Genomic DNA, 19,232 nt, shown 5'->3' on the forward strand with positions numbered 1-19,232 from the left:
CTTTTTCATAATAATCTCCTGCAAAAGTCGCCTGTATGGGTGGCTTTTGTTTTATCATCCATGATATAATAGAAGCAAACGGAGGACGGAAAATGGTAAAAGTACGATTGTATTTGGTACGTCATGGCAAGACTATGTTTAACACGATTGGTCGCGCGCAAGGTTGGAGCGACACTCCCTTAACAGCTGAAGGTGAGCGAGGGATTCAAGAATTAGGAATCGGTTTGCGAGAATCTGGTCTGCAGTTTGAGCGCGCTTATTCGAGTGATTCAGGGCGCACCATTCAGACCATGGGAATTATCCTTGACGAGCTTGGCTTGCAGGGGAAAATCCCTTATCGCATGGACAAGCGTATCAGAGAATGGTGTTTTGGTAGCTTTGACGGAGCCTACGATGGTGATCTTTTCATGGGCATTATTCCTCGTATCTTTAATGTGGACCATGTTCACCAATTGTCTTATGCTGAACTGGCTGAGGGTTTGGTAGAGGTTGATACAGCTGGTTGGGCTGAGGGCTGGGAAAAACTCAGTGGTCGAATCAAGGAAGGTTTTGAAGCGATTGCCAAAGAAATGGAAGAGCAAGGTGGGGGCAATGCTCTTGTCGTGAGCCATGGAATGACCATTGGAACCATTGTTTATCTGATTAATGGCATGCATCCGCATGGTCTCGATAATGGTAGCGTGACGATCCTTGAATATGAGGACGGGCAGTTTAGCGTTGAAGTTGTCGGTGACCGTAGTGACCGGGAGTTAGGACGGGAGAAGATGGAGAAGACAAGTAATTGATAAGAAAAGTTGATTTTATACTTAATGAAAGTTAAAGAACAAACTAGAGGTTGGGAAAAAGTCTTTAAAATCATGACCACCCGTCAAACGGGTGGTTTGTACCAGGGCTATAAACCCAAATTACCAGCCAGCGCCTAAAGACGCTGGCTTTCACTTTGTTCAAGCCTTATTGCTCTTGACTCGTCACTTGCCTCCTAAAGAGGCTTTGGTATTACTTACCACTATCCCTAAAGGGATCCTCATATTCTTTTACACTCAATTTATCTAGTGCTATATCATGCTTTATTCGTTCTCAAATTTTCATACTCGTGAAGAAATCATCCACTGGATAATTTCTTTAATCTTGAATATATTTCTTAATTGTGGCTTCATTGAGTCCCACCGTACTGACATAATAACCTTCCGCCCAGAAATGCCGTTTCCCAAACTTGTACTTGAGATTGGCGTGTTTGTCAAACATCATGAGTGCACTTTTTCCTTTTAAACAACCCATGAAACTCGAAACACTTATCCTTGGTGGAATACTTACTAACATGTGTACATGGTCTGGCATTAAGTGACCCTCGATAATTTCAACTCCTTTATAACTACACAAGCGATGAAATATTTCGCCTAAACTACTTCTATATTGATTATAGATTACTTTTCGTCTATACTTAGGGGTGAACACAATGTGATAGAACAGTGCCACTTTGTGTGCGATAAACTATGAGCCTTTTGTGCCATATTTTTCTCCTTTCGCTTTACAATTGGCTTGAACACCTTTATTGTATCGCGTTCGGAGTTTTTTTGGTATAACCTTCGACGCGCACCCGCATAGCGGGTGTTTTTTTTGTCTTGCACCTAACGGAGCGAGACGGACTAATAGTCACATAATCAGAAAAAACGCATAATATCAAGATTCTTCAATACGTGATATTATGCATTTTGTTGTGGGAAAATTTACTTCATATTCTCCTGAAATTGAGTTTTTGTCCGGCTTTCTAGTTTATTCTAATGTAAAACGAAAATGCTTTGAAACCGTCCCATACAAATTATAGATTTTATAGGAAGAATAGGAATGTTTAGATGCTTATACTCAATGAAAATCAAAGAGCAAACTAGGAAGCTAGCCGCAGGCTGTACTTGAGTACGGCAAGGTGAAGCTGACGTGGTTTGAATTTGATTTTCGAAGAGTATTAGATTAGAAATAGCAATTAATATGATGGTTCAGAAATACCTTTTGATAATCAATGAGATCTTCAGGATGAAGTGCGCCAACTCCATCCATTTCATATTTCCGATTTAATAAACGATATTTGTTTTCACCAAATTGATGAAAAGGTAGTAGTTGAACTTGGTCGATATTTAATGAGTTAAATAGAGTAGCGAATTCTTCTGCATCCTCTAAACTATTATTAAAATCAGGAATAACTGGGATTCTTAAAACGATAGTTTTCTTTTGAGAAAAAGCATAATGAATGTTTTTAATAATCATTTGATTAAAAACCCCGGTAACTTTTTTATGTTTTATAGAATTATAATGTTTTAAGTCGGTGTAGATAAAATCTACATATTGGATTAAATCAATAAATTTTTCATGATCAACAAAGGCAGTAGTTTCAATGGCAGTGTGTATGTGATGTTCTTTAGCTGACTTTAAGATGGCTTTAGCAAATTCAAACTGAGCAAATATTTCACCCCCTGATAAAGTTAAACCTCCACCGGATTCTTCGTAAAATTCTTTATCTTTTAATACCTCTGTAATAATTTCTTCTACAGTTTTTTCTTCACCTACTAAAGTGAATTTTTCTCGTTGAGCATCTTTCATTTTTTCAGGTTTCATTCTTTGAGATTCAGGATTAGAACACCATGGACAGCGCAGAGGACATCCTTTTAAAAAAACAGTTGTACGAATACCCGGACCGTCATGAATTGAAAAGTGTTGAATATTAAAAATAATTCCTTTAGATATTTCCATAAGAGTTCCTCCTCTTTATAATTCTATCCTATCACAAAAACGAAAGAAAAACAATTACGAACGAAAGTTTAATTTGTTGTTTTTTGCTTTTTATTTTGGTAGAATAAAACGGAGGTGTAAAATGAAAAGATTGGAACAAATTATTAAATTAGTATCAGAATATGAAAAGATTGATGTTAATACATTATCGGAAAAATTAAATGTATCGAAAGTAACGATTAGAAAAGATTTAGATAAATTAGAGTCAAAAGGCTTATTACACAGAGAGCATGGATATGCTGTGTTAAATAGTGGAGATGACTTAAATGTACGCTTGTCAATTAATTATGAAATTAAGAGAAAAATTGTTCAAGAAGCAGTAAAATTGGTATCAGATAATGAAACAATAATGATAGAATCTGGTTCAACCTGTGCTTTACTTGCTGAGGAAATTTGCAAGCAAAAAAGAAATGTCACTATTGTAACAAATTCATTTTTTATAGCAAATTTTGTAAGAGGTTATGATTCATGTCGTGTTATTGTTCTTGGTGGAGAGTTTCAGAAAGATTCACAGGTTACCGTAGGACCTTTATTAAAAGAAATGATACAGACTTTTCATGTGCGTCAAGCTTTTGTTGGGACAGATGGCTACGATAAAGAGATGGGCTTTACAGGAAAAGATTTAATGCGCAGTGAGGTAGTTCAATATATTTCAGCAGCGTCGGATAAAGTCATTGTGCTAACTGACTCAAGTAAATTTGATAAAAGGGGTACAGTAAGAAGATTTGCTTTAAGTCAAGTCTATGAAGTAATAACAGATGAAAAACTTTCTAAACAAAATATAGCTACATTAGAAAATGCTGGGATAATGGTTAAGGTAGTTTCGTAAGAGGTTAAGTGTATGAATCAAGATAGGAATAAACTGCTCTCTAAAATTGCTTATCTGTATTATATTGAAAACTTAAATCAGTCACAAATAGCAGCAAAATTAGGAATTTATAGAACCTCTATTAGTAGAATGTTAACAGAAGCAAGGAATGCAGGAATTGTTAAAATTGAAATAGAGAATTTTGATACCAATATGTTTAAGTTGGAAAATTATGTAAAAGAAAAATATGGTCTGGAAAGTTTAGAGATTATTCCCAATGAATTTGATGATAATCCAACAATTTTATCTGAAAGAATTTCTCAAGTTGCAGCAGGTGTCCTTAGAAATTTAATTGATGATAATATGAAAATTGGCTTTTCTTGGGGGAAAAGTTTAAGTAATTTAGTAGATTTAATCCACAGTAAAAGTGTCCGAAATGTTCACTTCCATCCTCTAGCAGGAGGTCCTAGTCACATACACGCTAAATACCATGTGAATACACTGATTTATGAAATGTCTCGAAAATTTCATGGAGAGTGTACATTTATGAATGCAACAATTGTGCAAGAAAATAAATTGTTAGCAGATGGCATTTTGCAATCAAGATATTTTGAAGATTTGAAAAATAGTTGGAAAGATTTAGATATAGCTGTGGTTGGGATTGGTGATTTTAGTAATAAAGGAAAACATCAATGGTTAGACATGCTTACAGAGGATGACTTTAAAGAATTGACAAAAGTTAAAACTGTAGGGGAAATTTGTTGTCGATTCTTTGATTCAAAAGGTAAAGAAGTTTATGAGAATTTACAGGAAAGAACGATAGCAATCTCTTTAGAAGATTTAAAAAATATTCCTCAAAGTTTAGCTGTTGCTTACGGTGATACGAAAGTATCTGCGATTCTTTCTGTATTGCGTGCTAATCTAGTAAATCATTTGATTACAGATAAAAATACAATTTTAAAAGTTTTGGAAGAAGATGGGGATCTGACTTTTAGAGAGATTCTATGTGAGTGAAAATGATAGACTGATTCAGTTTATCGTTTTTCTTTTTAGTCGATTGCACATTTGTGCTTATATAAATAAAAATAGTTTATTTGTTGTTTTTAGATTGACAAGTTTATTATGTAGTTGTATTCTATAGTTACAAAAGAAAATTTTAAAATTTCAAATGAAAAAAGCTTTTTACATAGTGAAATGAGGAGGAATTTATGGAAATGATTGTTCCAGATCAAATTATCATGGGTTTAATTTTATATGCTGGCGATGCGAAACAACATATTTATAAAGCGTTAGATTATATAAAAAACGGTACATGTGAACGATGTGAAGAAGAAATCCAGTTAGCTGATGCAGCCTTATTAGAAGCCCATAATCTACAAACAAAATTCTTGGCACAGGAAGCGTCTGGTACAAAGACAGAAATAACAGCTCTCTTTGTTCATTCACAAGATCATCTCATGACTAGTATGACGGAGATTAATTTAATCAAAGAAATTATTAGTTTGAGAAAAGAACTTCATAAAAAATAATACTAGAGTATTAACATAGAGGAGGAAAATATAATGGTGAAGATTGGTTTGTTTTGTGCAGCAGGCTTTTCTACTGGTATGCTTGTAAATAATATGAAAATTGCAGCGCAATCTAGTGGAGTTGATGCAGAAATAGAGGCGTTTTCTCAGTCTAAATTAGCGGATTATGCCCCAAATCTAGATGTTGCACTATTGGGGCCTCAAGTTGCTTATACATTAGATAAATCAAAAGAAATTTGTGATAAGTGTGATGTTCCGATAGCTGTTATTCCGATGATGGACTATGGTATGTTAGATGGGAAAAAAGTATTAGATTTGGCCCTATCTTTGATTAGTGGGTAAGAAAAGGAGTTTTATTATGGCAAAGATGGATGTTCAGAAAATCATTGCACCAATGATGAAATTTGTGAATATGCGTGGTATTATAGCTCTAAAAGATGGTATGTTGGCTATTTTACCATTAACAGTAGTTGGGAGTTTGTTCTTAATTATGGGGCAATTACCCTTTGAAGGATTGAATCAAAATATTGCTAGTGTATTTGGGGCAGACTGGACAGAGCCGTTTATGCAAGTCTATTCAGGAACTTTTGCGATTATGGGTCTAATTTCTTGTTTTTCAATTGCCTATTCTTATGCTAAGAATAGCGGAGTAGAGGCATTGCCAGCTGGGGTTCTTTCTGTATCTGCCTTCTTTATTTTGCTAAGATCATCTTATATCCCTAAACAAGGTGAGGCGATTGGGGACGCTATTAGTAAAGTTTGGTTTGGAGGTCAAGGAATTATCGGTGCTATCATTATAGGTTTGGTAGTAGGAAGTATTTATACCTTCTTTATAAAGAGAAAAATTGTTATTAAGATGCCAGAACAAGTTCCACAAGCTATTGCCAAACAGTTTGAAGCAATGATTCCAGCATTTGTAATTTTCTTATCTTCTATGATTGTATATATTTTAGCGAAGTCATTGACTAATGGCGGAACATTTATTGAAATGATTTATTCTGTTATTCAAGTTCCATTGCAAGGTTTAACTGGATCTTTGTATGGTGCGATTGGAATTGCATTCTTTATATCATTTTTATGGTGGTTTGGTGTCCATGGACAATCGGTAGTAAATGGAGTAGTGACAGCTCTGCTTTTATCTAATCTTGATGCTAATAAAGCTATGTTAGCCTCTGGTAATCTATCATTAGAAAATGGTGCACATATTGTTACTCAACAATTTTTAGATTCATTTTTAATTCTATCAGGTTCAGGGATTACGTTTGGTCTTGTAGTTGCCATGCTTTTTGCAGCAAAATCAAAACAATACCAAGCGTTAGGAAAAGTTGCAGCTTTTCCAGCAATATTTAACGTAAATGAGCCAGTTGTATTTGGATTTCCGATTGTCATGAATCCAGTTATGTTTGTACCTTTCATTCTTGTTCCTGTACTTGCAGCTGTGATAGTATATGGAGCTATTGCAACAGGTTTCATGCAGCCATTCTCAGGGGTAACATTGCCTTGGAGTACACCAGCTATTCTATCAGGATTTTTGGTGGGTGGATGGCAAGGTGTTGTGACTCAGTTATTAGTATTGGCGATGTCTACAGTGGTTTATTTTCCATTCTTTAAGATACAAGATCGTTTAGCTTACCAAAATGAAATCAAACAATCTTAGAGGCATTTGTGTGTTACTGTTAAACTCACACATTTGTGCTAAAAATTAGGGAGTTAAAGTTTTTCTAGTTAAAAGCTTGAAATTCTCTAAAAAATTAGGTATTATATTTTCGAAAGAAACAAAAATATTTTCGAAAGAAAGGTGCTTACGATGGTAAATACAGAAGTAGCAAGAACAACAATCAAGACAGAATATTTTGGAAGCCTTACTGAAAGGATGAACAAATATCGAGAAGATGTTTTAAATAAAAAACCTTATATTGATGCTGAGAGAGCAGTTCTAGCAACACGCGCTTATGATCGATATAAGGAACAACCTAATGTCCTAAAACGCGCCTATATGCTCAAAGAAATTTTGGAAAATATGACTATCTATATCGAAGAAGAATCTATGATTGCGGGAAATCAAGCTTCTTCCAATAAAGATGCTCCTATTTTTCCAGAATATACGCTAGAATTTGTTCTCAATGAGTTGGATCTTTTTGAAAAGCGTGATGGAGATGTTTTCTATATTACAGAAGAAACAAAAGAACAACTTAGAAGTATTGCTCCGTTTTGGGAAAATAATAATTTACGTGCTAGAGCTGGTGCCTTGTTACCTGAAGAAGTGTCTGTTTATATGGAAACAGGATTCTTCGGTATGGAAGGTAAGATGAATTCTGGAGATGCTCACTTAGCAGTTAACTATCAGAAACTGTTGCAATTTGGTTTAAGAGGTTTTGAAGAGCGGGCTCGTAAAGCGAAAGCAGCGCTAGATTTAACAGATCCAGCAAGTATTGATAAATATCATTTTTACGACTCTATATTTATCGTAATCGATGCTATTAAAGTATATGCAAATCGCTTTGTTGATCTTGCTAAAAGTTTAGCCGAAAATGCAAATCCTAAACGTAAGAAAGAATTACTTGAGATTGCAGATATTTGCTCTCGAGTCCCATATGAACCGGCAACTACTTTTGCAGAAGCTATTCAATCAGTTTGGTTTATTCAATGTATTTTACAAATTGAATCTAATGGCCACTCTCTTTCATATGGTCGTTTTGATCAATATATGTATCCATATATGAAGGCTGATTTAGAAAGTGGTAAAGAAACAGAAGATAGCATTGTTGAACGTCTGACAAATCTTTGGATTAAGACAATTACAATTAATAAGGTTCGCAGTCAAGCACATACATTTTCTTCAGCAGGAAGTCCTTTATATCAAAATGTTACAATTGGTGGACAGACTCGAGATAAGAAGGATGCTGTTAACCCATTATCTTATTTGGTATTAAAATCAGTTGCACAAACCCATCTACCGCAACCTAATCTAACTGTACGTTACCATGCAGGTTTAGATGCTCGTTTCATGAATGAGTGTATTGAAGTGATGAAACTTGGTTTTGGTATGCCTGCATTTAATAATGATGAGATTATTATTCCTTCTTTTATTGCAAAAGGAGTATTGGAAGATGATGCTTATGATTACAGTGCCATTGGATGTGTTGAAACGGCAGTTCCAGGGAAATGGGGCTATCGTTGCACAGGTATGAGTTATATGAACTTCCCTAAGGTTCTACTTATCACGATGAATGATGGAATTGATCCGGCTTCGGGTAAACGGTTTGCACCAAGCTTTGGTCATTTTAAGGATATGAAGAACTTTTCTGAATTAGAAAATGCTTGGGATAAAACACTAAGATATTTGACACGAATGAGTGTTATTGTTGAAAATTCTATTGATTTATCATTGGAACGAGAAGTTCCTGATATTCTATGTTCAGCATTGACTGATGATTGTATTGGTCGTGGAAAACACCTTAAAGAAGGTGGAGCAGTATATGATTATATATCAGGTTTGCAAGTTGGAATTGCAAATTTGTCGGATTCATTAGCTGCAATTAAAAAATTGGTATTTGAGGAAGAACGTATAAGCCCAAGTCAGCTTTGGCATGCACTGGAAACAGATTATGCCGGAGAAGAAGGTAAGGTCATTCAAGAAATGTTGATTCATGATGCACCTAAGTACGGTAATGATGATGATTATGCTGACAAATTGGTTACTGCTGCTTATGACATTTATGTTGATGAAATTGCTAAATATCCTAATACACGTTATGGAAGAGGCCCTATTGGAGGAATTCGTTATTCAGGAACCTCTTCTATCTCAGCCAACGTAGGACAGGGACGTGGAACATTAGCAACTCCAGATGGACGCAACGCGGGTACACCGTTAGCAGAGGGTTGTTCACCATCACATAATATGGATCAACACGGTCCTACATCTGTTTTAAAATCTGTTTCAAAATTACCAACAGATGAAATCGTAGGTGGGGTTCTCTTAAATCAGAAAGTAAATCCTCAAACGTTAGCCAAAGAAGAAGATAAATTAAAACTAATTGCTTTGTTACGAACATTCTTTAATCGTTTACATGGGTACCATATTCAATACAATGTTGTTTCCAGAGAGACGTTGATTGACGCTCAGAAACATCCTGAAAAACACAGAGATTTAATTGTTCGTGTTGCAGGATACTCTGCATTCTTCAATGTTCTTTCTAAGGCAACCCAAGATGATATTATAGGACGTACTGAGCATACATTGTAAAATAAAGAGGTTCTTTTTATGGAATTTATGCTTGACACATTAAATTTAGATGAGATTAAAAAATGGTCTGAAATTTTACCGCTAGCTGGGGTAACTTCAAATCCCACTATTGCAAAAAGAGAGGGTTCTATTAATTTTTTTGAACGAATCAAAGATGTGAGAGAATTGATTGGCTCTGCGCCCTCTATTCATGTTCAGGTGATTTCTCAAGATTTTGAAGGCATCTTAAAGGATGCTCATGAAATTCGTAGACAAGCAGGAGATGATATATTTATCAAAGTACCTGTTACTCCTGCTGGATTACGTGCAATAAAGGTGCTAAAAAAAGAGGGCTACCATATCACTGCAACAGCTATTTATACAGTTATTCAGGGATTATTAGCTATCGAAGCAGGAGCGGATTACCTAGCTCCATATTATAATAGAATGGAAAATCTGAACATTGATTCGAATTCTGTCATTCGTCAATTAGCTCTTGCTATTGATAGACAGAACTCTCCTAGTAAGATTTTAGCTGCATCCTTTAAAAATGTAGCACAAGTAAATAATGCTTTAGCTGCAGGTGCGCATGCTGTTACAGCAGGAGCAGATGTTTTTGAATCAGCTTTCGCCATGCCATCTATCCAAAAGGCGGTTGATGATTTTTCTGACGATTGGTTTGTTATTCAAAATGGTCGTTCCATTTAGATAGAGAGGAAATACATATGAGAATTTTTGCTAGCCCTTCGAGATATATTCAAGGGGAAAATGCCTTGTTCGAAAATGCCAAATCAATATTGGATTTGGGGAATCGTCCGATTCTATTATGCGATCAGTTGGTTTATGATATTGTTGGAAAACGATTTGAAGATTACCTACATAGATATGGTTTCCATATTGTTCTGGCGCTATTTAATGGTGAAGCTTCTGACAATGAAATCAATCGAGTTGTTGCCTTGGCTGAGAAAGAAAATTGTGATAGTATTATCGGTCTTGGTGGGGGAAAGACGATTGATAGCGCAAGAGCTATTGCAGATTTGATTGAAAAGCCTGTTATTATTGCTCCAACAATTGCATCGACCGACGCACCTGCATCTGCTTTATCTGTTATTTATACAGATGAAGGTGCATTTGATCATTATCTATTTTATTCTAAAAATCCAGATTTAGTTTTGGTTGATACAAAAGTTATTTCACAAGCCCCTAAGCGTTTATTAGCGTCTGGTATTGCAGATGGTTTAGCAACTTGGGTTGAGGCGCGTGCGGTTATGCAGGCAAATGGAAAAACTATGTTGGGACAACAGCAAACGTTGGCTGGAGTTGCAATTGCGAAGAAATGTGAAGAAACGTTGTTTGCAGATGGTTTACAGGCTATGGCAGCTTGTGAAGCTAAAGTGGTGACACCAGCATTAGAAAATATTGTTGAAGCTAATACTTTATTGAGTGGCCTAGGTTTTGAAAGTGGAGGATTAGCTGCGGCGCATGCGATTCATAATGGTTTTACTGCATTGACAGGTGACATTCATCATTTAACACATGGTGAAAAAGTAGCTTATGGAACTTTGGTACAACTTTTATTAGAAAATAGACCTAAAGAAGAACTTGATAAGTATATTGAGTTTTACAAAAAAATTGGTATGCCAACAACTCTAAAAGAAATGCATTTAGATCAAGTTGGATATGATGATTTAATAAAAGTTGGTAAACAAGCAACTATGGAGGGTGAGACAATCCATCAGATGCCGTTTAAGATTTCGCCTTCAGATGTTGCTCAAGCTATCATCGCTGTAGACGCCTATGTAAATTCAAAATAAACAATAAGGACTACTGTTTTCCAAATGGTAGTCTTTTATTGATCCTCGTATTGAATCCGACGTTCTTCATAAATCAAAAAGCGACATAGGTTGTCGGCTATTTATTATAAATACATTAATTAGCATTCCAGTCGTATCTTCGGTCTAAAATTAGTATTTTGTGTTATAAGAGATAAGCTTCTTGTTGTGCTCTTTGATTTCCCGCATAACAATAAGATAAAAAAGTGAGTGATAGAGCAATCCATAGTCATCAAAATTAATGAGATACAGTATACAGTTTTTTCTTTTAACACATTTCAAATTCCCTCAAAAATGGTATAATAGTAACATCACAAAATTGGAGAGAGACCATGAGTTTTTACAATCATAAAGAAATTGAGCCTAAGTGGCAGGGCTACTGGGCAGAACATCATACATTTAAGACTGGAACAGATGCGTCAAAACCTAAGTTTTATGCGCTTGATATGTTCCCTTATCCATCTGGAGCAGGTCTGCACGTAGGACACCCAGAAGGTTACACAGCAACGGATATCCTCAGCCGTTACAAACGTGTGCAAGGCTACAATGTCCTTCACCCAATGGGTTGGGATGCTTTTGGTTTGCCTGCAGAGCAATACGCTATGGATACTGGTAATGACCCAGCAGAATTTACAGCTGAGAACATTGCCAACTTCAAACGCCAAATCAATGCGCTTGGATTTTCTTATGACTGGGATCGTGAAGTCAATACAACAGATCCAAACTACTACAAATGGACTCAGTGGATCTTCACCAAGCTTTACGAAAAAGGCTTGGCCTATGAAGCGGAAGTGCCAGTAAACTGGGTTGAGGAATTGGGAACAGCCATCGCCAACGAAGAGGTTCTTCCTGACGGAACTTCTGAGCGTGGAGGCTATCCAGTTGTCCGCAAGCCAATGCGCCAATGGATGCTCAAAATTACGGCCTACGCAGAGCGCTTGCTCAATGACTTAGATGAACTTGATTGGCCAGAGTCTATCAAGGACATGCAACGCAACTGGATTGGGAAATCAACTGGTGCCAATGTAACTTTTAAAGTTAAGGGAACCGACAAGGAATTCACCGTCTTTACCACTCGTCCTGATACCCTTTTCGGTGCGACTTTCACTGTTTTGGCTCCTGAGCATGAACTAGTAGATGCCATCACAAGCACAGAGCAAGCAGAGGCAGTAGCAGACTACAAACACCAAGCTAGCCTTAAGTCTGACTTGGCTCGTACAGACCTTGCCAAAGAAAAAACTGGTGTTTGGACTGGTGCTTATGCCATCAACCCTGTCAATGGCAAGGAAATTCCAATCTGGATTGCGGATTACGTTCTTGCTAGTTATGGAACAGGTGCCGTTATGGCTGTACCTGCCCATGACCAACGTGACTGGGAATTTGCCAAACAATTTGACCTTCCAATCGTAGAAGTACTTGAAGGTGGAAATGTAGCAGAAGCTGCCTACACAGAGGATGGTCTTCATGTCAATTCAGACTTCCTAGATGGACTCAACAAAGAAGACGCTATTGCCAAGATTGTGGCTTGGTTGGAAGAAAAAGGCTGTGGACAAGAGAAGGTTACCTACCGTCTCCGCGACTGGCTCTTTAGCCGTCAACGTTACTGGGGTGAGCCAATTCCAATCATTCATTGGGAAGATGGAACTTCAACAGCTGTTCCTGAAAGTGAATTGCCACTTGTTTTGCCTGTAACCAAGGATATCCGCCCTTCAGGTACAGGGGAAAGTCCATTGGCTAACTTGACAGATTGGCTTGAAGTGACTCGTGCAGATGGTGTCAAAGGTCGTCGTGAAACCAACACCATGCCACAATGGGCAGGTTCAAGCTGGTACTACCTCCGCTATATTGACCCACACAATACTGAGAAATTGGCTGATGAGGATCTTCTCAAACAATGGTTGCCAGTAGATATCTATGTGGGTGGTGCAGAGCATGCCGTTCTTCACTTGCTTTACGCTCGTTTCTGGCACAAATTCCTCTATGACCTCGGTGTTGTTCCAACAAAAGAGCCATTCCAAAAACTCTTTAACCAAGGAATGATTTTGGGAACAAGCTACCGTGACCACCGTGGGGCTCTTGTGGCGACTGACAAGGTTGAAAAACGTGACGGTTCTTTCTTCCATGTGGAAACAGGAGAAGAGTTGGAGCAAGCACCAGCTAAGATGTCTAAATCGCTTAAGAACGTTGTTAACCCAGACGATGTGGTGGAACAATACGGTGCCGACACCCTTCGTGTTTATGAAATGTTTATGGGACCACTTGATGCTTCGATTGCTTGGTCAGAAGAAGGTCTGGAAGGAAGCCGTAAGTTCCTTGACCGTGTTTACCGTTTGATTACAAGTAAGGAAATTGTTGCGGAAAACAATGGTGCTCTCGACAAGGTTTATAACGAAACCGTTAAAGCTGTCACAGAACAAATCGAATCATTGAAATTCAACACAGCTATTGCTCAACTTATGGTCTTTGTCAATGCTGCTAACAAGGAAGACAAGCTCTATGTGGACTACGCCAAAGGCTTTATCCAATTGATTGCCCCATTTGCACCTCACTTGGCAGAAGAGCTCTGGCAAATAGTTGCAGCAACAGGTGAGTCAATCTCTTACGTGGCTTGGCCAACATGGGACGAAAGCAAATTGGTTGAAGACGAAATCGAAATCGTCGTCCAAATCAAAGGTAAAGTCCGTGCCAAACTCATGGTCGCTAAAGACCTATCACGCGAAGAATTGCAAGAAATTGCTCTAGCTGATGAAAAAGTCAAGGCAGAAATTGACGGTAAGGACATCGTGAAAGTAATTAGTGTACCTAACAAACTCGTTAATATCGTCGTTAAATAACGAGTTTATTAGCTCTATCTGCCACCTTCAATAGTCCACTGGACTATTGAAGCCAACTAAATTGGTTAATATTGTTGTGAAATAAGATAGGAATCCTTCAGAGTAGAATCTGGAGGATTTTTTATTTGACAGGAAGTTTCTATTTTGTTAACATGGTTAACAAAAGAAAGAGAGATTATGGATAAAAAAGAATTTATTGCATTTAATAATCGTTTCAATAGGTTTATTTTAGCGTTTGAAAAGTTAAAAAAAATCAACATAAAAGTGGTGTTGACAAATCCATTACGTTGAATGAGGTACATTTGATTGTTGTGATTGGGAAAAATCAGCCCTTAAATCTAGTAAAATTATCTGAACTATTAGAAGTTTCGAGAAGTGCAATAACTCAAAGTGTTAGAAGATTGATTCAAAAAAATTTAGTTATTTTTGATTTTGATCCGAATAATGGGAAAAATAAATATTTGAGATTATCTGAAAAAGGCATCGAAGTTTTTAAAATCCATAAGGAGCAACAAGCATATATTGAAAAATCAATCTTTTCAGTTTTAAACAACTATAGCGAGGGGGAACTTCAAACAGTTGTGAAATTGATGGATGACATTGAAAAGGTGTGGGGAGAATTACCGTGGTAAAAGTCGCGGTAAATTTTAAATATAATTGTTAAGTAAATTAACAAAAAGGAGAAAGTATGACTGTAAACATAGAACTGATTTCACAAACGAATTTAGCGGATGAATATTTTTATATTGCTATCAATGGTTTAGAATCGAGGACAATGTATTGTGTAGAAATGTACCTGTCTGATTATTACTGTATAAATGCTCCTTTGCTTTTAGATCATGATGTTATATGGAAATCAACCGCAATTTTTTTATCTGATCAGGACGGTATGATTGATACCTCTCAGACAACATCTATTTCAGGATCTTATAAAGGGGTTTCAGAAATGGGATTATTCTTTAATGCGAAACCGTTGAAGAATAGGAAAAGGAGATTACCGAGTTCTCTTGATAGAATTCCATTGCGAGATTGTTTTGGTGTTGAAATTAAAATCAAGATGGGGAAAGATGTGATCGCGGAGCAAAGTTTCGTAAGGCGTTATATGAATCTGGGAGTAAGATATCAAGATATCTATGACAAGCATTTTCAAGGTCGATTATTTTATGATGAAAAGTTAAGAAGGGCGCCAGCCGTGATTATTGTTAGCGGTAGTGAGGGAAGAATTGAAAAAGCTCAGAATATTGCCCAACTTTTATCTTCTAGAGGCTATATTTGTCTTGCAATAGCTTATTTTGGTTTAGAGGGATTACCCCAAAATTTAGAACGAATTCCAATAGAATGTCTGGAGGAGGCGAAAGATTTTCTATATCATCATCCTCAAGTTGATAATACAAAAATAGGAATATATGGTCGCTCTAAAGGAGCAGAGCTTGTTCTGGCTGGACAAAGTATTTTGGAAGATGTGCAATGTTTGGTACTCAATTCTCCCTCAAATGTAATATTTGAGGGAATAAAGGGAAAACTCAACTCTCATTCATCTTCTTGGACATATTTGCAAAAAGAACTTCCGTATCAAAAATTTCAGTTAGGAAATTATTTGTTAAACAAGTTTTTTGGAAAACATATTCCTGAAGATAGTAGGGCCCAGATTGATGTGAGTAAAATTTCCTCTCCTTTATTATTACTAGGAAGCGATGTTGATGAAATATGGAATGCGTCATCTGCGATAGATGGTATTATTTCACATTATAAAGGGGAATCTATTTTGTTTAAAAAATACCATGAAACAGGGCATATGTTGACGGTTGCTTATCAACCGAATCATCGTTATCGAAAAGATTGGCGCTTATTAATGAAAGAAAGTGTAGACTCTTGGTTTGCTACGATAAATTTTTTTGATACACATCTGAAAAATTTGTAGATAGTGCTGAACCGTACTATAATAGTCTCAACTAAGATAAAAACACAGTTCTAGTTGGTAGTCCAGTCTACAAAAGCAATTGTTCAAACAAGAGAAATTTGAACTCAAACAGTAAAAACGTAGAGAGAAGTACAAGAGTTACTAGTGACTTTCTCTTTTATAAAATAGAACAGCTCTTCTCGGATAAAAAGAGCTGTTTTTTGCTTGTATTGAAAATTCTTTTCATCTATTATTTCCTAATAAATCAACTTGGTGTCAAAAATTTGGCTATAAGAGATTGTGTGTCATGATTTCTAGTTAATTTTTTATTGTTTGATTTGGCGAGAATAATACTACCGATTCTTGAATTTTTCGGCCAGATGCGGTAAAACATCTCTTTTATAGCGCATATTTAAAAATATAATGTGTTCTTGTAAGTGTTTTTAAGCTTCATTTAGCAATTCGGTAGGAGAAAAATGGCTGTAGTCTTCTCTACTTTAACTTAACCCTAATCATCTCACCACTTAACATCTCATTTTAACCACTTATCTCAAAAGTCGATTTTTCTTTCATTCTTTTTGTTAAACTAGTGAGGTAAATAGGAGGAACTAAATATGATTTTACAAGCTAAGCATTTAACAAAACGGTACGGCAATTACACGGCTGTTGACGATATTCAGTTAGAGTTTGAAAAAGGGAGTTTTAATGCTATTTTGGGTCCCAATGGTGCAGGAAAATCAACCACCATTTCCATGTTAATCGGGTTGAAAAAGCCGACAAAAGGTCAGGTTCGATATGCGCCAAATACGAAAATAGGAGTTGTTTTTCAAGCTAGTGTACTGGATGAGATGTTGACAGTTAGGGAAAATATTACGATTCGTGCTCAACAGTATAAGGAGATTGCAGCAAGTCGTGTGGATGATTTGATCCATCAACTGGGTTTGACTGCTTTCCAGAAGCAACTATATGGGACTTTGTCAGGTGGGCAAAAACGTAGGGTTGATATTGCGCGTGCTCTTCTTTCACAGCCAGATATTCTTTTCTTAGATGAACCAACGACAGGTCTAGATATTCAGACTCGCAAAGCCATTTGGGATTTACTGTCTCGACTACAAAAAGATGAAGGGCTGACTATTATCTTAACGACTCATTATCTGGATGAAGCGGATGATGCGGATCAGATTTATATTGTTGATCATGGGAAAGTGATTGCGCAAGGTTCTGCGACGGCTATTAAAAGTCAGTATGCATCTAATATTCTAAAAATTCGTTTTAAAGAAATGAAGGATTTAGAAAAGTTGCTACAGACTGGAATGACAGTAAAGGAAGAAAATGAGTTGGAATATCTTTTTTATCCAAGAACGTCACTAGAAGCCATTGAATATTTGGCAAAAGTTCGAGAAGAAATTGATTCTTTTGAGTTTCGTCCAGGTACCATGGATGATGCCTTTATTGCACTTACAGGAAGAGAGGTTCGCTAATGTTAGCTTTATTGAAACGGAATTTTATCTTATATTTTCGTAATCGTTCAGGAGTATTTTTCTCATTATTGGGGGCATTGATTTCCTTCCTCCTTTATATCATTTTTTTGCAGAAGAACTTGACGGATGCTTGGTCCCAACTCCCTGATAATACGAATCTTTTAAATAACTGGCTGATGGGTGGGACCTTGGCTGTGACTGGGATTACAACCAGTTTTACGGCTCTTACACAAATGGTACAGGATCGTGAAAATCAAGTGGATCAAGATCTCTTCTTGACAGATTTAGGTAGCTGGGGTTTACAGGTGTCCTATCTAATCAGTAGTATTGCCATCTCTTTTGTCATGCAGGTGTTTATGTTTGCTGTTATGGGGCTTTATTTTAAAGAAAGTCCAGTTATCAGTCATTTACCGGAAATTGCTTTGATTATGTTGTTAAGTAGTCTGCTTTCAAGTTTGATAAATATTCTCTTGATTTATCGTTTTCAATCTGTAGATAGCCTTGGCAAACTGGCAACTATAGTGGGAACTGCTTCTGGATTTTTAGTAGGAACTTATGTCCCTATTGGAGTTTTACCTGATTTTGCACAGATTATCATGAAGTGTACCCCTGCAACTTATATTGCTTCTCTCTACCGACAAATTTTAATGAAAGAGCAATTAGAAATCACATTTACAGGAAATAGCAGATTGTTACAGGAATTTCAAGAAAAAATGGGAATCCAAATCAACTGGCAAGAACTATTGACAAAGGAAGAGACATACTTTATAGTGGTTATTATCAGTCTCGTCGCTATTCTTCTTTGGCTTTTATTTGTTAAAGTATTTAGCAAGAGAAAATAAAAGTACATTGGAGAGAAAATGAAGATTCGTTTTGAAATGAAGACAGAGTTTTCAGAAAAGGACCCACATATTGTAATTCAGGCAGCTCAGTTAACCGACCAAGCAAGGGAAGTCATGGAGTATTTAGAACAATTTTCAACGACCAATCAGGTGGTCATTCCTATTCGAACGGATGATCATCTGGTCATGGTGAAGATTGAGGATCTTATTCTAGCAGATATCGATAAGAACTTGTTAACCATTTATACGGTAGATGGGATTTATAAAACTAAGGAAACATTGATAAACTTTCAGAATCGGATTAATCGGCGTAACTTTATACAGATATCACGCCATTCAATTATAAACATTGACCATTTAGAGTCATTATCGGATAGCTTTTCAGGGAACATGATGGCTAAAATGACTCGGGGCATCAAATCTAGTGTGAGTCGGAAATACGTTAAGTCCTTAATGAATTATCTAGGTTTATAGGAGAAAATCATGAAACGATTAATTGATTATTTTGTATCGGGAATGCGTACGGCTTCCTTCTTTTATTTGAGTATGATGGTGTTGACTCAGTTTTATCCAGGTATTACCTATCCTGAACCAATGATAAAAAATATTCTAGCTCTGTTTTTAATGGGTGGAATTATGGGGGTATTGACTTTAATACTTGAAAAGCTAGAGTTTCTTGCTTTTAGTATACGTGTAGGAGTTCATTTATTAGTGACAGCTACTATTTTAGTATTGACCTCTCTATTTTTTGGTTGGGGTTCAGCCTTGTGGAGTCCCTTGCTTTGGTTCTTTTTCTTGTTAATTTATGGATTGATATGGTTGTATCAAATCTGGCAAACTCACAAACTCACCCAACGAATTAATCAAGCCTTAGAGGATAAAAGACAGAAAACGGGTCACTAATATAGTGTTGAGGATGAAGTTTGAAGACAGTGCCAGTTTCCAAAGAGAACAATTTGTGATATAGTATTTTCAGCGTAAAACAAGGAGAAGAAAA

Annotated in this window: 17 protein-coding genes and 1 pseudogene; 16 read left to right on the forward strand and 2 right to left on the reverse strand. The window is 36.5% G+C overall.

The features are described from left to right. Window positions 1-92: 92 nt before the first annotated feature. Window positions 93-785, forward strand: a complete 693-nt coding sequence (locus HMPREF9957_RS04300) for a histidine phosphatase family protein (RefSeq protein ID WP_000241547.1) — start codon at window positions 93-95, stop codon at window positions 783-785. A 211-nt stretch (window positions 786-996) separates the two neighbouring features. Here HMPREF9957_RS04300 and tnpA read toward each other — a convergent pair. Together tnpA and HMPREF9957_RS04310 are read right to left on the reverse strand one after the other, a co-directional pair. Beyond that, window positions 997-1,511, reverse strand: a pseudogene (gene tnpA, locus HMPREF9957_RS04305) (IS200/IS605 family transposase). Between the two features lie 457 nt (window positions 1,512-1,968). Beyond that, entirely contained in the window at window positions 1,969-2,745 is a 777-nt protein-coding gene (locus HMPREF9957_RS04310) for a glycyl-radical enzyme activating protein (protein ID WP_000406168.1), read from the reverse strand. A 121-nt stretch (window positions 2,746-2,866) separates the two neighbouring features. On the opposite strand from HMPREF9957_RS04310, the gene HMPREF9957_RS04315 reads away from it, so the two are divergent. The 15 genes from HMPREF9957_RS04315 (at window position 2,867) to HMPREF9957_RS04385 (ending at window position 19,138) form a co-directional block, all read left to right on the forward strand. Then, window positions 2,867-3,613 carry a DeoR/GlpR family DNA-binding transcription regulator gene (locus tag HMPREF9957_RS04315; RefSeq protein ID WP_000824973.1) on the forward strand — a complete coding sequence of 249 codons (747 nt, stop codon included), beginning with the start codon at window positions 2,867-2,869 and terminating at the stop codon, window positions 3,611-3,613. 12 nt (window positions 3,614-3,625) lie between these two features. Further along, window positions 3,626-4,606 carry a sugar-binding transcriptional regulator gene (locus HMPREF9957_RS04320; RefSeq protein ID WP_001070836.1) on the forward strand — a complete coding sequence of 327 codons (981 nt, stop codon included), beginning with the start codon at window positions 3,626-3,628 and terminating at the stop codon, window positions 4,604-4,606. Between the two features lie 194 nt (window positions 4,607-4,800). Continuing rightward, window positions 4,801-5,121: a PTS lactose/cellobiose transporter subunit IIA gene (locus HMPREF9957_RS04325; protein WP_000425250.1), complete on the forward strand. Its 321-nt coding sequence runs from the start codon at window positions 4,801-4,803 to the stop codon at window positions 5,119-5,121. 33 nt (window positions 5,122-5,154) lie between these two features. Further along, complete coding sequence (locus HMPREF9957_RS04330; RefSeq protein WP_000238718.1) at window positions 5,155-5,463, forward strand: PTS sugar transporter subunit IIB; 309 nt, start codon at window positions 5,155-5,157, stop codon at window positions 5,461-5,463. Between the two features lie 16 nt (window positions 5,464-5,479). Further along, complete coding sequence (locus HMPREF9957_RS04335) at window positions 5,480-6,778, forward strand: PTS sugar transporter subunit IIC (protein WP_001096825.1); 1,299 nt, start codon at window positions 5,480-5,482, stop codon at window positions 6,776-6,778. A gap of 150 nt (window positions 6,779-6,928) precedes the next feature. Next, window positions 6,929-9,367 (forward strand): glycyl radical protein, encoded by a 2,439-nt coding sequence (locus HMPREF9957_RS04340; protein WP_000248298.1) that lies wholly within the window; start codon window positions 6,929-6,931, stop codon window positions 9,365-9,367. A gap of 18 nt (window positions 9,368-9,385) precedes the next feature. Continuing rightward, the gene (locus HMPREF9957_RS04345; protein WP_000395422.1) at window positions 9,386-10,054 is read left to right on the forward strand and encodes a fructose-6-phosphate aldolase; all 669 of its coding nucleotides are present in this window, start codon (window positions 9,386-9,388) and stop codon (window positions 10,052-10,054) included. 17 nt (window positions 10,055-10,071) lie between these two features. Further along, entirely contained in the window at window positions 10,072-11,160 is a 1,089-nt protein-coding gene (locus tag HMPREF9957_RS04350) for a glycerol dehydrogenase (RefSeq protein ID WP_001217822.1), read from the forward strand. A gap of 350 nt (window positions 11,161-11,510) precedes the next feature. Beyond that, window positions 11,511-14,012 (forward strand): leucine--tRNA ligase, encoded by a 2,502-nt coding sequence (leuS, locus tag HMPREF9957_RS04355; protein WP_000011788.1) that lies wholly within the window; start codon window positions 11,511-11,513, stop codon window positions 14,010-14,012. A gap of 311 nt (window positions 14,013-14,323) precedes the next feature. Then, window positions 14,324-14,644 carry a MarR family winged helix-turn-helix transcriptional regulator gene (locus HMPREF9957_RS04360; RefSeq protein ID WP_255263220.1) on the forward strand — a complete coding sequence of 107 codons (321 nt, stop codon included), beginning with the start codon at window positions 14,324-14,326 and terminating at the stop codon, window positions 14,642-14,644. 56 nt (window positions 14,645-14,700) lie between these two features. Next, a complete protein-coding gene (locus HMPREF9957_RS04365; RefSeq protein ID WP_000217707.1) occupies window positions 14,701-15,933 on the forward strand; it encodes an acyl-CoA thioesterase/bile acid-CoA:amino acid N-acyltransferase family protein in 1,233 nt (410 codons plus the stop codon). Between the two features lie 593 nt (window positions 15,934-16,526). Continuing rightward, a complete protein-coding gene (locus HMPREF9957_RS04370; protein ID WP_000602885.1) occupies window positions 16,527-17,393 on the forward strand; it encodes an ABC transporter ATP-binding protein in 867 nt (288 codons plus the stop codon). Beyond that, window positions 17,393-18,235, forward strand: a complete 843-nt coding sequence (locus HMPREF9957_RS04375) for an ABC transporter permease (RefSeq protein ID WP_000880492.1) — start codon at window positions 17,393-17,395, stop codon at window positions 18,233-18,235. Before HMPREF9957_RS04370 ends, HMPREF9957_RS04375 begins: the two co-directional genes overlap by 1 nt. An 18-nt stretch (window positions 18,236-18,253) precedes the next feature. Continuing rightward, window positions 18,254-18,709 (forward strand): LytTR family DNA-binding domain-containing protein, encoded by a 456-nt coding sequence (locus HMPREF9957_RS04380; protein ID WP_000701943.1) that lies wholly within the window; start codon window positions 18,254-18,256, stop codon window positions 18,707-18,709. 9 nt (window positions 18,710-18,718) lie between these two features. Continuing rightward, complete coding sequence (locus HMPREF9957_RS04385) at window positions 18,719-19,138, forward strand: DUF3021 domain-containing protein (protein ID WP_000825504.1); 420 nt, start codon at window positions 18,719-18,721, stop codon at window positions 19,136-19,138. Window positions 19,139-19,232: the final 94 nt, after the last annotated feature.

Origin of the sequence: Streptococcus mitis SK1080, assembly GCF_000220085.1 — a bacterium.
In the GTDB taxonomy this organism is placed as follows: Bacteria; Bacillota; Bacilli; order Lactobacillales; family Streptococcaceae; genus Streptococcus; species Streptococcus mitis_K.